Source organism: Streptomyces sp. V1I1, from assembly GCF_030817355.1.
Lineage (GTDB): Bacteria > Actinomycetota > Actinomycetes > Streptomycetales > Streptomycetaceae > Streptomyces.
In genome coordinates, this window is record NZ_JAUSZH010000001.1 from 1986982 (window position 1) to 2001007 (window position 14026).

11 protein-coding genes are annotated in these 14026 nt (G+C 69.7%); 1 reads left to right on the top strand and 10 read right to left on the bottom strand.

The annotated features are described in order from the left end of the window. Nucleotides 1-9: 9 nt before the first annotated feature. From QFZ67_RS09575 to QFZ67_RS09595, 5 genes are all read right to left on the bottom strand, one after another. Complete coding sequence (locus tag QFZ67_RS09575; protein WP_307660670.1) at nt 10-1602, bottom strand: cation acetate symporter; 1593 nt, start codon at nt 1600-1602, stop codon at nt 10-12. Beyond that, on the bottom strand, nt 1599-2168 hold the full coding sequence (locus tag QFZ67_RS09580; protein WP_307660671.1) for a DUF485 domain-containing protein: 570 nt from the start codon (nt 2166-2168) through the stop codon (nt 1599-1601). The genes QFZ67_RS09575 and QFZ67_RS09580 overlap by 4 nt, the downstream gene beginning before the upstream one ends. A 98-nt stretch (nt 2169-2266) precedes the next feature. After that, on the bottom strand, nt 2267-2941 hold the full coding sequence (locus QFZ67_RS09585) for a response regulator transcription factor (protein WP_307660672.1): 675 nt from the start codon (nt 2939-2941) through the stop codon (nt 2267-2269). Continuing rightward, a complete protein-coding gene (locus QFZ67_RS09590; RefSeq protein WP_307660673.1) occupies nt 2938-4101 on the bottom strand; it encodes a sensor histidine kinase in 1164 nt (387 codons plus the stop codon). Before QFZ67_RS09590 ends, QFZ67_RS09585 begins: the two co-directional genes overlap by 4 nt. A gap of 106 nt (nt 4102-4207) precedes the next feature. Continuing rightward, the gene (locus QFZ67_RS09595) at nt 4208-6325 is read right to left on the bottom strand and encodes a type IIA DNA topoisomerase subunit B (RefSeq protein WP_307660674.1); all 2118 of its coding nucleotides are present in this window, start codon (nt 6323-6325) and stop codon (nt 4208-4210) included. A 433-nt stretch (nt 6326-6758) separates the two neighbouring features. Between QFZ67_RS09595 and QFZ67_RS09600 the strand changes: the two genes are divergently transcribed. Beyond that, nucleotides 6759-6989, top strand: a complete 231-nt coding sequence (locus QFZ67_RS09600) for a hypothetical protein (RefSeq protein WP_307660675.1) — start codon at nt 6759-6761, stop codon at nt 6987-6989. A gap of 178 nt (nt 6990-7167) precedes the next feature. On the opposite strand, the gene QFZ67_RS09605 is transcribed toward QFZ67_RS09600, so the two are convergent. From QFZ67_RS09605 to QFZ67_RS09625, 5 genes are all read right to left on the bottom strand, one after another. Beyond that, nucleotides 7168-7983, bottom strand: a complete 816-nt coding sequence (locus QFZ67_RS09605; protein WP_307660676.1) for a serine protease — start codon at nt 7981-7983, stop codon at nt 7168-7170. 167 nt (nt 7984-8150) lie between these two features. Beyond that, entirely contained in the window at nt 8151-9707 is a 1557-nt protein-coding gene (locus QFZ67_RS09610) for an RNA polymerase sigma factor (protein WP_307660677.1), read from the bottom strand. A 337-nt stretch (nt 9708-10044) separates the two neighbouring features. After that, nucleotides 10045-10932, bottom strand: a complete 888-nt coding sequence (locus tag QFZ67_RS09615; protein ID WP_307660678.1) for a FadR/GntR family transcriptional regulator — start codon at nt 10930-10932, stop codon at nt 10045-10047. Between the two features lie 159 nt (nt 10933-11091). Then, entirely contained in the window at nt 11092-12960 is a 1869-nt protein-coding gene (locus QFZ67_RS09620) for an ATP-binding cassette domain-containing protein (protein ID WP_307660679.1), read from the bottom strand. A gap of 213 nt (nt 12961-13173) precedes the next feature. Further along, a complete protein-coding gene (locus QFZ67_RS09625) occupies nt 13174-13938 on the bottom strand; it encodes an NUDIX domain-containing protein (protein ID WP_307660680.1) in 765 nt (254 codons plus the stop codon). Nucleotides 13939-14026: the final 88 nt, after the last annotated feature.

A 14026-nucleotide genomic window follows, 5' to 3' on the forward strand; every position in this document is an offset into this window, starting at 1 on the left:
CCGCGAGCGTCAGACCGCGCCCGCGCCCGTAAGCGCCCGCACCTCCGTCTCCGCGTGCTTCGCGGCGTCCGGCGGCTCAGTAGAGGTTACGGTGCCGATCCAGCCCGCCAGGAAGCCCAGCGGGATGGAGACCAGCCCCGGGTTCTGCAACGGGAAGACATGGAAGTCCACCCCCGGGAAGAGCGCCTCCGGGCTGCCCGTCACGACCGGCGAGAACACCACAAGCAGCACCGCCGGAATCAGTCCGCCGTACACCGACCACACCGCGCCGCGCGTGGTGAAGTTCCGCCAGAACAGCGAGTAGAGCAGTACGGGCAGATTGGCGGAGGCGGCGACCGCGAAGGCCAGGCCCACCAGGAACGCGACGTTCAGGTCGCGGGCGAGCAGGCCGAGCGCAATGGCGGCCGCCCCGATGCCGACCGCGGCGACCCTGGCGACCGCGACCTCGCTGCGCTGCTTGGAGTGGCGCCGCTTGAGTGAGGCGTACAGATCGTGGGCGACCGAGGCCGAGGAGGCGAGGGTGATACCGGCGACGACGGCGAGGATCGTCGCGAAGGCCACGGCCGCGACCACCGCGAAGAGAACCGTTCCGCCGGTCGATCCGGCGCCCCCGCCCAGGTTGAGGGAGAGCAGCGGAACCGCCGTGTTCCCAGCGGCGTTCGACGCCCGTACCGCGTCGGAGCCCACCACCGCGGCCGCGCCGAAGCCGAGCACGATCGTCATCAGATAGAAGCTGCCGATGAGGCCGATCGACCAGACGACCGAGCGGCGGGCGGCCCGCGCGGTCGGCACGGTGTAGAAGCGGGACAGGATGTGCGGCAGCCCCGCCGTGCCCAGGACAAGTGCCAGGCCGAGGCTGATGAAGTCGAGGCGCGCGGTCCAGTTCCCGCCGTACTTGAGGCCGGGCGAGAGGAAGTCCTTGCCGTGGCCGCTCCGTTCGGCGGCGGAGTTCAGCAGCTGGTTGAAGTCGCCGTGGAAGCGGGTCAGTACGAGCACGGTCATCGCGATCGCGCCCGCCATCAGCAGCACGGCTTTCACGATCTGGATCCAGGTGGTGGCTCGCATCCCTCCCAACGACACATAGATCACCATCAGTGCACCCACGCCGATCACGGTCCACGAGCGCGCGGCTTCGCTCGTACCGCCCAGCAGCAGCGCGACGAGGCTGCCGGCCCCCACCATCTGCGCCACCAGATAGAGAACGGACACGGCGACCGAAGAAGTTCCCGCCGCGATGCGCACCGGACGCTCGCTCATCCTCGATGCGACGACATCGGCGAGTGTGAACCGGCCGCAGTTGCGCACGAGTTCGGCGACGAGGAGCAGGACGACCAGCCAGGCGACCAGGAAGCCGACGGAGTAAAGCATTCCGTCGTAGCCGTAGAGGGCGATGAGGCCGGAGATGCCGAGGAACGAGGCGGCGGACATGTAGTCGCCGGCGATGGCAAACCCGTTCTCCATGGGGGAGAAAAGCCGCCCGCCCGCGTAGAACTCTTCTGCGGAACCTCGCCTGTTTCGGCTCACCCAGGTCGTGATGGCGAGGGTGAGCGCGATGAACGCGCTGAAGAGCAGCAGCGCCAGAGTCTGGTGGTCGCCGCTCAACGCTCGTGCCCCCGCGTCATCTCCTGTGCTCTCGCCTGCTCTTGGGCCCTTGCCTGCTCCAGCGCCCTTGCCTGCTCCTGGGTTCTCGTCTGCTGCTGCGCCCTTGTCTGATCGAACACGGTCCACCGCAGATCGAGCGCGGCCCGGTCCCGGCGCAGCCGCGCATGGCGGGCATACGCCCAGGTCAGCAGGAAGGTGGTGAGGAACTGTCCGAGCCCGGCGACCATAGCCACATTCACCGCGCCCACAACCGGCCGGGCCATCAGCCCGGGAGCCGTGGTGGCCGCGACGACGTACGCCAAGTACCAGGTGAGAAAGGCGAGGGCGGCGGGGACGACGAACCTCCGGTAGCGGCCGCGCACCTCCTGGAAGGCGGCGCTGCGCTGCACTTCAAGATAGATGTCGGCCGCGCACGGCCCGGGGTTCTGCCGGTCCGCGGACTGCGGCGGCAGGACGGGCGCGGGGGCACCTGTGCCGTCCAGCTCGCCCCAGCCGGAGGCCAGCGCGTCGTACCACGGGTCGTCGAGCCGTACCCCCGCGGCGTCCCGCCCTTCCTGCTTCTCCACCGATCAACTCTCCTTGTCGGCGAACCGTTTCGGCCGCGTGTACAAGGATGGACAGAGCAGGAAGATCCCGGACGCATCTCCCGCCGGTCTTCACCCCATCAGGTGATCCCCGACCCGGGTGGCTGCGCGAGGCCTTCCCGGTAGGCGTACCGCACCGCCTGCGCACGGTCGTGAAGGCCTGCCTTCGAGAAGAGGTTGTTGATGTGGGTCTTCACGGTGGCCGTGGAGATGTGCAGCCTGCGGGCGATGTCCGCGTTGGTGAGGCCGTCCGCGATCAGGGCCAGCACCTCGCCCTCGCGCGCGGTCAGCCCGTCGGGCAGCTTCGGCCCTGAGGGTTCGGGCTCCGAGGTGACCTGCTCCAGCAGCCGGCGCTGGACGACCGGCGAAAGCCCGGCCCGGCCTGCCATGACGTCCTGGATGGCCCGCACGATCTCGTCGCCGTCGGCGTCCTTGGTGAGATAGCCGCGCGCTCCCGCCCGCAGGGCCGGGAAGAGCGAGTCGTCGTCGGCATAGGTGGTGAGCACGACGATCTGGGTGCCGGGGTGTTCGCCGCGGATACGGCGGGTCGCCTCGACCCCGTCGCAGCGGGGCATCCGCAGGTCCATCAGGACGACGTCGGGGGCGAGTTCGGCGACCAGGGCGAGGGCCTCCCCACCATCCTTTGCCGAGCCGACGACCTCGATTCCGGGCAGCAACCCCAGGAGCATCACAATGCCCTCGCGCACCACCGCCTGATCGTCGGCGACGATCACTCTGGCGATCCGCGCGGTCATGCCGGCACCCGCAGCCGCACCACGAAGCCCTCTCCCTCCGGTCCCGCCTCCAGCGTGCCGCCGAGCAGTTCGGCGCGTTCGCGCATACCCAGCAGACCGTACCCGGAACCGGAGGTCCCGAGCTCACCGGCCTGGCCGGCGGCTCCCGAATCCCGTACTTCCAAAGCCACTTCGCCGTCCTCGTACACGAGCAGCATGCGTACCTTTGCGCCGGGCGCGTGCTTGCGCGCGTTGGTCAGGGCCTCCTGCGCCACCCGCCGTACCGCCTGCGAGGCCTCGGCGGTCAGCTGCCGCCGCTCGCCCGTCACCTCGGTCTCCGCCCCGTCGGCGACTCCCAGCTCGCGCAGATAGTCCTCGACGGGAGCCATCTCGCCGCGCAGGGCGGAGAGCGCCTGCCGCGTCTCCGCGAGGCCTTCCCGGGCCATGACCCGGGCGGCCACCACCCGCTCCAGGATCTGTTCGCGGAACGGCCCTTCGGGGCCCAGTTCGATCTGCAGCCGGGCCGCCTCCAGATGAACGAGCTGCGCGGAGAGGCTGTGCGCGAGGACGTCGTGGATCTCGCGGGCTATTCGGGCCCGCTCGGCGAGGGCCGCGGAGGTGGCCTCGGCCTCGCGCGCGGCCCGCTCCTGGGCGAGCAGCCGGAATCCGGCGCTGCGGGCCTGGGCGTCGAGGCGCAGTGAGTAGCCGCCGAGCAGCACGGAGGCCATCGTGATCCCGGCCCCCAGGGCGCTCCTGTCCTGGACCAGCGCGAAGAGGCTGACCATCACGACACCGGTGACCAGACCGGGGGCCAGCGGCATGCGCTCCATCGCCATGACAGAGGCCGAGATCCATAGCACCGTCGAGGAAACGTCCGCTCCGGCGGCGTACGCCCCCGCCCCCACCGCGGCCACGGCTGCGAGCAGTCCGAGCGAGGGCAGCAACCGGTTGGCCAGGGTCGTCTGGCGGTAGCCGAGGACGGCCGCGGTGCAGCAAAGCAGGCCGAGCGCCGGAAGCACCGACCGCCAGCCGTCGAAGGCGCCCGATGCGTACGCGCTGGAGACGGCCCAGGCCGCCATGGAGGCCCGCACGGCAATGTCGAGGGCGATGCGGACACGCGGTACGCCCACCAGGGACAGCGCTTCCCGCGTGGGCCACTCGGTCCACTGGCTGCTGGGCACGTCGGGTCCCCCTCCGTCGCCCTTGATGCTACGGAGCGGAACCCCGGCCCCGGATCGGATCAGGGGTGGAGCCGACGGCTCCACCCCTGGGTGGGCAGGGCCGTCGTCAGGCGTCGATCCGTGAGCGGTCCAGCGTCGCGGCGGAGCTGGTGATGAACTCCTTACGGGGCGCGACCTCATTGCCCATGAGCAGGTCGAAGACCTGCTCGGAGGAGTCCAGGTCACCGATGTTGATCCGGCGCAGGGTGCGGTGGCGCGGGTCCATCGTGGTCTCCGCGAGCTGATCGGCGTCCATTTCACCGAGGCCCTTGTAGCGCTGGATGGAGTCCTTGAAGCGGACCCCCTTGCGCTGGAACTCCAGCAGCGTCTGGCGCAGCTCGTTGTCGGAGTACGTGTACACGTACTTGTCCTGGCCCTTCTTGGGCTGGACAAGTTCGACCCGGTGCAGCGGCGGCACGGCGGCGAAGACCCGGCCCGCCTCCACCATCGGCCGCATATAGCGCTGGAAGAGCGTGAGCAGCAGACAGCGGATGTGGGCGCCGTCGACATCGGCGTCGACCAGCAGGACGATCTTGCCGTAACGCGCAGCGTCGATGTCGAAGGTCCGGCCCGACCCGGCTCCTATGACCTGGATGATCGCCCCGCACTCGGCGTTCTTGAGCATGTCCGAGACGGACGACTTCTGTACGTTGAGGATCTTTCCGCGGATCGGCAGCAGCGCCTGGAACTCGCTGTTCCGGGCGAGCTTGGCGGTGCCGAGTGCCGAGTCCCCCTCGACGATGAAGAGCTCGCTGCGCTCCACGTCGTCGCTGCGGCAGTCGGCGAGCTTGGCGGGCAGCGAGGAGGTCTCCAGGGCCGTCTTCCTGCGCTGCGCCTCCTTGTGCTGGCGGGCCGCGATACGCGTACGGGCGGCGGCCACGGCCTTCTCCAGCACCGCGCGGGCCTGTGCCTTGGCGTCCCGCTTGGTGGAGGTCAAGAACGCCTTGAGCTCCTTGGCGACGACATTGGCCACGATCCTGTTGGCCGCCGAGGTGCCCAGCACCTCCTTGGTCTGGCCCTCGAACTGCGGCTCCGCCAGCCGGACCGTGACGACCGCGGTGAGGCCCTCCAGGGCGTCGTCCTTGACGATGTCGTCCTCGGCGACGCGCAGCACCTTGGCGGAGCGCAGCACCTCGTTCACCGTCTTGGTGATGGAGCGCTCGAAGCCGGTCACATGGGTGCCGCCCTTTGGGGTGGCGATGATGTTCACGAAGGACTTGACGGCGGTGTCGTATCCCGTGCCCCAGCGCAGGGCGATGTCGACGCCGAGCTCCCGGGTGACCTCGGTGGGGGTCATATGGCCGCGGTCGTCGAGGACCGGGACGGTCTCCTTGAAGGAGCCCTGCCCGGTCAGCCGCAGCACGTCGCAGACGGCCTTGTCCTGGGCGAGGTATTCGCAGAACTCGCTGATGCCGCCGTCGAAGCGGAAGATCTCCTCGCTCTTGCCCTCGCCCTCCAGGTCGCGCTCGTCGCGCACCACGATGGTCAGGCCGGGCACCAGGAAGGCAGTCTGGCGGGCGCGCTGGTGGAGGTGCTCCAGAGAGAGCTTGGCGTCCTTGAGGAAGATCTGCCGGTCCGCCCAGTACCGCACGCGCGTGCCGGTACGGGTCTTGGGCACGCGCTTGCCCTTGAGCAGCCCGTTCGCCGGGTCGAAGGGGGCGTCCGGGCCCGACTCGGTGAAGATACCGGGGACCCCGCGCCGGAAGCTGATCAGATGCGTCGCGCTGCCGCGGTCCACCTCGACGTCGAGGCGGGCGGAGAGGGCGTTGACGACGGAGGCGCCCACGCCGTGCAGACCGCCGGAGGCGGCGTACGAACCGCCGCCGAACTTGCCGCCGGCGTGCAGCTTGGTCATCACGACCTCGACGCCGGAGAGGCCGGTCTTGGGCTCGATGTCGACGGGGATGCCCCGGCCGTTGTCCTTGACCTCGACGGATCCGTCTTCGTGCAGGATCACCTCGATGTGGTCACAATGGCCCCCGAGGGCCTCATCGACGGAGTTGTCGATGATCTCCCAGAGGCAGTGCATCAGACCGCGGCTGTCGGTGGACCCGATGTACATTCCGGGGCGCTTGCGGACCGCCTCGAGCCCCTCGAGTACGAGCAGGTGCCGCGCGGTGTAGTTGGAACCGTCACGGTCTGCGGTCAGCACCGCTGTGGACGGCACGGACGTTTCGGCGGTCACGCGGTTCGCTCCTCGCTGAATTTCAGTTGTGGCCCAGTGGGGTACAGGCCCGGCGTCGGTCGCCGGTCAGAGGGTACCGAGGCCTGGTAGAGCCGATGCAACGCCACCCTCGTGAATTCTGATGCTAGCCCAGCCTCGTATACATGTTCGATCCCTCGATGGAGTGACGTGCACATCACGTTCCCTTCCAGGCATGAACCATTTAGGCTCCGGGCACGTCCTCATCAACAACCGGCAACCCAGCCGGGAGGGCCAAACGAGACAAGCAACGCGAAATCCGTAGAGCGAAGCAATACGGCTCATTCGCCGCCAACCGGCAACAGACAGCAACCTTGAGAAGAAGTTTCGAGGAAAAGCCCCGAGCGGGAACGTTTTCGGGCTGGTTGGATGTTGACCCTGGTACGACAGCTCGTCGAGCTAGAGAAGAGGCGACGTGACTACTGTTCTGACCCCCGCGAGCCCCCTGACGGCCGCTGATCGCTGCGACCGCTGCGGCGCCCAGGCGTACCTGCGTGTCGTCCTGACCAGCGGCGGTGAACTGCTCTTCTGCGCCCACCACGGACGTAAGTTCGAGCCGGAACTCAAGAAGATCGCCGCGGAAATACAGGATGAGACCGACCGACTCACGGCCGTACCGGCCGCTGTCGGTGAAGAGGAACACTGACACCTCGCATCCCACGACGAGCCACGGGCCGGTCTCCAGGACCGGCCGACGGGCGGCCACCCCTGAATACCAGGGGCGGCCGCCCGCTCTCATACCGTGACCGCGGCGCGGCGGTCGCTCAGGCGTCCTGCCTGAGACCTCAGGCCTCAGGTGTCGGCGTCAGATCTCAGGCCTCGGTTCACCACCGGACCACGGCCGAGATCCGCGTATACACCCCCGGGCTGCTCGCCTGCCCGCAGCCGCTGCCCCACGAGACGAGGCCGATGAGCTTCCCGCCGGCCACCAGCGGCCCTCCGCTGTCCCCCTGACAGGCGTCCCGCCCACCCCTGGCGTCTCCTGCGCAGAGCATCGTGGACGCGACGTAGCGCCCGCTCAGGCCGCCTGGATAGGCCTGTCCGCAGGCCTGGTCCGACAGGATCGTCACCTGCGCGGCGTGGAGGGTGGACGCATAGCTGCCATCCCCTTTCGTATCGCCCCAGCCGTAGACAGTGGCGCTCGTCCCCGGTCGGTACGCAGCGTCTCCGGAACGTGCCAGACCGATCACTTGGGAGGCGGGCAGCGCCTTGGCCAGCGTCAGCATCGCCACGTCCACGTTGTTCGTCGTCGGGTCGTACCTCGGCGCGACCTGGGTGCCGCTGACCGCGATTTCCTGGCCTCCCGCGCCGACCAGTTCCGAGCGACCCGAGAGGACGCGGAGGTCGCGGATCTCGCTCACCTCCTGGCCGAGGACAGTCCGGCTCAGGCAGTGGGCGGCGGTCAGCACCTTTGTCGGCGCCACCACGACACCTCCGCAGAACTGACCGGCGCGCTTACCCCCGAACCGGTCACGGCTGGCCAGCGCAACGACCCATGGGCTGTCGGCGACACGTGCCGGATAGCCGCCCACCACCACTCCGTCGGCGGCGGCCGGCACGGGCGATGTCAACGGCGCCAATGCCGCCGCGGTGATCAGGGCCAGCGCCCCGGTCAGGGCTCGGGCGAGGGAACGACGCATAAGGGCCTCCTGACTCAGCGTGAAACGAGTCCACTCAGAGTCAGCCAGCAGACCACAGCCCGCACCCGGGCACACACGATGCGCACCTGCGGTTCTACGCAGGGCGCACGACGAAGGGCCCGCCCCCCTGACGGGATGCGGGCCCTTCGTCGACGTACGGCCGCGACCTAGTCGAGGTAGTCGCGCAGAACCTGCGAACGCGACGGGTGACGCAGCTTCGACATGGTCTTGGACTCGATCTGCCGGATGCGTTCACGCGTCACGCCGTAGACCTTGCCGATCTCGTCCAGGGTCTTCGGCTGGCCGTCGGTGAGACCGAAGCGCATGGAGACCACGCCCGCCTCACGCTCGGACAGGGTGTCGAGCACCGAGTGCAGCTGCTCCTGCAGCAGCGTGAAGCTGACCGCGTCGGCCGGGACGACCGCCTCGGAGTCCTCGATCAGGTCACCGAACTCGCTGTCGCCGTCCTCACCGAGGGGGGTGTGCAGCGAGATCGGCTCACGGCCGTACTTCTGGACCTCGATGACCTTCTCGGGGGTCATGTCGAGCTCCTTGGCCAGCTCCTCCGGGGTGGGCTCACGGCCCAGGTCCTGGAGCATCTGGCGCTGCACGCGCGCGAGCTTGTTGATGACCTCGACCATGTGCACCGGGATACGGATGGTGCGGGCCTGGTCGGCCATGGCGCGGGTGATCGCCTGACGGATCCACCAGGTGGCGTACGTGGAGAACTTGTAGCCCTTGGTGTAGTCGAACTTCTCGACCGCGCGGATCAGACCGAGGTTGCCCTCTTGGATCAGGTCCAGGAAGAGCATGCCGCGGCCCGTGTACCGCTTGGCCAGGGAGACGACCAGGCGGAGGTTGGCCTCCAGCAGGTGGTTCTTGGCGCGGCGGCCGTCCTCGGCAATGATCTCCAGTTCGCGCTTGAGCTTCGGCGCGAGCTTGTCGGAGTTCGCCAGCTTGTCCTCGGCGAACAGACCCGCCTCGATGCGCTTGGCGAGCTCCACCTCCTGCTCTGCGTTGAGGAGGGGGACCTTGCCGATCTGCTTGAGGTAGTCCTTGACCGGGTCGGCGGTGGCGCCGGCGACGGCGACCTGCTGCGCAGGCGCGTCGTCCTCGTCGTCGTCGGAGAGAACGAAGCCCTTGTTCTCGCCCTCGGCCTCTTCTTCCTCGCCCTTGCCACCGGGCTGGACCTCATCGAGCAGCTCTTCGCCCTCGGCGGCCTCGTCGGCATCCTTCTTGCCCGTGGCCTTCTTGGCCACGGTCTTCTTGGCGGCGGTCTTCTTCGCCGCCGTCTTCTTGGCTGCCGTCTTCTTGGCGGCGGCCTTCTTGGCAGGCGCGTTTGCCTCGACCTCGTCGGCCGGGACGTCGACGGTCTCGGCCGTCGGCGCCGCGGTGGCCGCGACGGTCTTCGCCGTGGCGGTCTTGGCCGCGACAGTCTTGGTGGCGGTGCGCTTTGCCGGGCTCTTCGCTGCGACGCTCTTGCGGGCGCGCTTCGGCGACTCCGCGGCACTGACCATCAGCGTCACACCCTCTTCCTCGAGGATCTGGTTGAGGCTGCGCAGAACATTCTTCCACTGGGTTGGCGGAATCTGGTCAGCCTCGAAGGCCCGACGCACGTCATCGCCGGCGATCTGCCCATCAGCCTTTCCCCGCTCGATGAGCGCCATCACAGACTCGGACTCGGCGATCTCCGGCGGGAGCGTACGGGATGTGCTGGCCGACACGAACAACCTCTCGGAACGATGGAAACGGCTTCCGGCCCCGCCCATGATCGGGCCGGAGCCGACGACCACCAGGCTGCGGATGTGCCGGTGGCGCGGGCTGAGCCTCGGATTTGAACAGCGCGCTCACTGGCGGCTGTATTCCCTCCGCGGCTCTCACCTCTTAGGTCATCGCACTGTTTCGAGGAGTGTTACGCCCAATCCACGTGGCCCGAGTCACACCTCATTTACGACGAAACGACCAGAGGGGGAGATCACCACACAATCGTGCCGCCGGACCCCCGTGGAATCCGGCGACACGCGATGCGTACGCCTCCATACTCCTGACCGTGCCCCGCGGTCAGTGCTCGCGCGGCGCGGGCACGACTCGCTCCACCTCCGGGTGGACGGTGAGCAGTTGACGCATGGCCGACTCCGCGGCGTGCGAATCGCCGGTGGCCAGGGTGTCGACGATCCGCGCGTGGTGGGTCAGGGAGACCTCCGTGGGGCGGTCACAGCCGGTGACCGGGCCGCCGGAGACCTGGAGGGCCGCGGAGACGATGCCGGAGAGGTGCTCCAGCATGCGGTTGCCCGCGAGCTGGATCAGCAGGGAGTGGAACTCCGCGTCGGCCCGCGAGAAGGTGATCCCGTCACCCTGAGCGAGCGCATGGCTCATGATCTCGACCATGTCGGCGAGCCGCTGCTGGACGTCCTCACGGCCGTGACCTGCAGCGAGGCGGGCGGCGAGCGGCTCGATGGTCCAGCGCAGCTCGTTCAGCTCGCGGCGCTGGTCGTCACGCTGCGGACCGAAGGCGCGCCACTCGATGATGTCGGGGTCCAGCAGATTCCAGTCGCTGACCGGACGGACCCGGGTGCCGACATTGGGGCGGGCGCTGACCAGGCCTTTGGCCTCGAGGACGCGCAGCGACTCCCGGACGACGGTGCGGGAGACCTCGAAGCGCTGGCCGATCTCCTCTGGGACGAGCGGGCGGTCGGCTCCGAGGTCTCCGGAGACGATCATCTGGCCAAGCTGCTGGACGAGTTGGCCGTGCAGTCCGCGGCCGCGGCTGCCTGCTGCACGGCGGCCGACCCGGCCCAACTCGGCTTCGGAGCCGTCCCAGGAGGGAGGGCCGACGCGGTCGGCGCCGGGCGACTCCGCGTAGGGGTATCGGTCGAGTTCGCCCGGGCCGGCGAGGCCGGACTCGGCGGGGCGGGCGGCGGTCATCATGGTGTGCGCAAGGGTACTCACGCATCCTTTGTCGGCTCGGGTTCAGCGGCCCTTGAGGTCTTTGGTGAAAAGCACACGAAAGGGTGATCGGCGCTGGCCCCGCAATTGACGCCTTATCGGAAAGAAGCGGGCGCACTCAAGGGAGTTGTGAGCAGTTCGCCGAGACCCGGTCGATCATGATCACCAACGGGCGCTACGACGAAGGCCCGTGAACAGATACGCGCAGATCAGAGCCGACAACGACAACGCCAGCGCCGCGCCGACAGGTTGGGCGAGGAGGCTCCCCCCGGTCATCAGCCAGTCGTCCGCCTGCCGCGGCAGCTGCACCCAGGCCAGCTCGCGCAGCCTGCCCGGGAGTCCGGCGATCGAACGGACTGACGGAGCGGCGAGCGCCGTCTGTACGAGCGGGGCGATGACGACCGGTACGGCAAGTACGGCAGCCACTCCGGCGGCCGTGACCCGGCAGATTCCGGCGGCGAGCAGCCCCGCCCAGGCACAGCCCACCGCGAGCCCTCCCCAACTGGCGGCCAGGTCGGGCCAGTTCCGCGGGACTTGGGCCAAATCGCTTCCGTACACGAGGCGGAGGGCCTGGACGTCGGCCGCCACGGTGATGAACGCGAGCAACAGCGCGGCCATGGCGGTCACCGCGAGCTTGGCCAGCAGGAGGCCGAGGCGGCGGGGCACGGTGCCGCGGGCGGCGGCCAGCGCGGGGTAGCGGAACTCCTCGCCGAAGGAGAGCGCCCCCAGCAGTCCGGCGCCGAAGGCCGCGGGCGGCAGCGGAAGGAACTCGGGCCAGGCGGCAAGCGCGGTCGGGAGGGGGGTGGAGCCGACACTGGCCAGCAGGACGCACAGGGCGGCTGAGGCGACGAGGACGGCTGCCGCGACGAGGAGGGCGGTACGGACTCCGAGGAGGCGGCGTAGTTCGTACCGCAGGGGCCTGAGGGGGCTGCGTACGGGGCGCGGCTGGGACCGGACCGGGGGTCGGGCTGGGGGTGGGAGTGAATGGGGGTCGGGGTGTTGCGTGGCTCGGGGGGCGGTCGGGGCGGGGGGCTTCTCGGCGTCGGGGGCGGAGGGCTTCACGGCGTCGAGGTCGGGGCCGGAGGGCTTCACGGCGTCGGGGTCGGGGGCGGAGAGCGGCGCGGAGGCGGACGGGGCGGGGGCGGGGGGCGGCGCGAGGCCCGTGTCACCGACCTCGTCGTTGAGCCGGTGGACGAGTACGCCGTGCCGGAAGGCGGTTTCGCCGATCTCGGCGCAGCTGCTGCCGTAGACGGAGAGCAGGCTGCCACCCTCGGCGACAACCTCGACCGAGCGCCGGGCGGCACGCGCCTCGCGGGTGACAACTGCGGCCAGGCGTGCGGCGTGCGGGGTACTGACTGCCACGCGGGGGCGGAGCCTGGTGCGGGAGAAGGCGGCTGCGTCCTGGTCGGCGACGAGGCGGCCGGCATCGAGGGTGACGACGCGGTCGGCGAGGCGCGCGGCCTCCTTGGGGTCGCTGGTGGTGCAGAGGACGGTGCCGCCGCGGGCGGCGTGGGTGCGCAGCAGGCCGTACAGCCAGCTGTTCTCGCGGGGCGAGAGACCCTTCGCGGGCTCGTCGAGGATGAGCGTCTGTGGGTCACCCAGCAGCGCGGAGGCGAGCCCGAGCCTGCGGTCCATCCCGAGCGAGAGCGTGCCGAGACGTCGGCCGCCGAGGCCGGTGAGACCGACGGCTTCGAGCAGCTCGTCGGCGCGTGAGGCAGGCACTCCGGCGGCGGCGCAGAGCATACGGAGCTGGCCCCGGGCGGTCCGTGCCGGATGGCCGGGCACGTCGCCGAGGAGCACCCCCACCTCGCGGGCCGGGTGGGCGATGCGGTGGAGGGGGTTGCCGCGGAAGTAGGTGATGCCCCGTCCGGTCTCGAGTTCGAGCATCAGACGCAGCGCCGTCGTCTTGCCGGAGCCGTTGGCTCCGACGAGCACCGTGATACTGCCTGGCCGGGCCTCGAAGGTGAGGTCGTCGACGGCGGGCGGGAGGTCTCGGCGGGGGGTGCTGGTCAGTCCGATGGCCTGGAGCATCGCTTCTCTCGCGGAAGGTGAGACCGCTCGGCGGCAGGGCGGGTACCCAGCAAGATAACGCGACATTTCTGACTTTTCGCGCAACGGCAGGGCCCGGGTGTCAGCCCTTCACCGACGTCGGCCGGGAGTCCTGTCCGGACGCGGGGGCGGGTTTCGACCGGGCTCGGGCCGGACGGCGCGGCCGAGCTTCGACCGGGCTCTGGACGGCTTCGGTCAGACTTCCGGACGCAGCATCGGCGGGTTCAACAAGGTCGCGCCGCCTGCCCGGAACAGCTGCGCGGGACGGCCGCCCTGGCGGGTGGTCGTGCCGCCCGCAGGCACCAGGAACCCAGGGGTGCCGGTGACCTTGCGGTGGAAGTTGCGGGGGTCGAGCGCGACGCCCCACACGGCCTCGTACACCCGTCGCAGCTCGCCGACCGTGAACTCCGGTGGGCAGAACGCTGTAGCCAGTGAGGAGTACTCGATCTTGGAGCGGGCCCTTTCGACGCCGTCCGCCAGGATCCGCGCGTGGTCGAAGGCGAGCGGGGCGGGCTGCTCGCCTTCGCGGCCGAACCCGTTCTCCTGGCCCAGGAGATCCTCGACAGGGGCCCACCGCGCGCTGTTCGCGTCACCGCCCGCTCGGGGCGCGGGAAGGTCGGGCGCAAGCACCAGATGGGCGACGCTGACAACTCGCATACGGGGGTCCCGTTTGGGGTCGCCGTACGTGGCCAGCTGCTCGAGGTGTGCGCCGTTTCCCGGTGCCGGGGAGGCCGGGTCGTGCGCGCACAGCCCGGTCTCCTCGGCGAGCTCGCGCGCTGCTGCTGCCGCCAGATCCTCGTCACCCCTGACGAAGCCGCCGGGCAGCGCCCACCGGCCCTGGAACGGCGGCTCTCCGCGGCGTACCACCAGCGCGCAGAGCGCATGACGACGCACGGTGAGCACGACCAGGTCGACGGTGACAGCAAAGGGCGGAAAGGCCGACGGGTCGTAGGGCGACATGCCGTGATCATAGTCGTCTGCCTGACGATAAACACTCCCTTCGCCACCTGCGGCAACTGTTTCTTCACCCACTCCCCCGCCCCGCCCA

What these genes read in the sequence shown, in the direction of transcription:
- QFZ67_RS09625 (WP_307660680.1), bottom strand. Translation starts at nt 13,938, where the DNA reads ATGTCGCCCTACGACCCGTCGGCCTTTCCGCCCTTTGCTGTCACCGTC.
- QFZ67_RS09605 (WP_307660676.1), bottom strand. Translation starts at nt 7,983, where the DNA reads ATGCGTCGTTCCCTCGCCCGAGCCCTGACCGGGGCGCTGGCCCTGATC.
- QFZ67_RS09620 (WP_307660679.1), bottom strand. Translation starts at nt 12,960, where the DNA reads ATGCTCCAGGCCATCGGACTGACCAGCACCCCCCGCCGAGACCTCCCG.
- QFZ67_RS09585 (WP_307660672.1), bottom strand. Translation starts at nt 2,941, where the DNA reads ATGACCGCGCGGATCGCCAGAGTGATCGTCGCCGACGATCAGGCGGTG.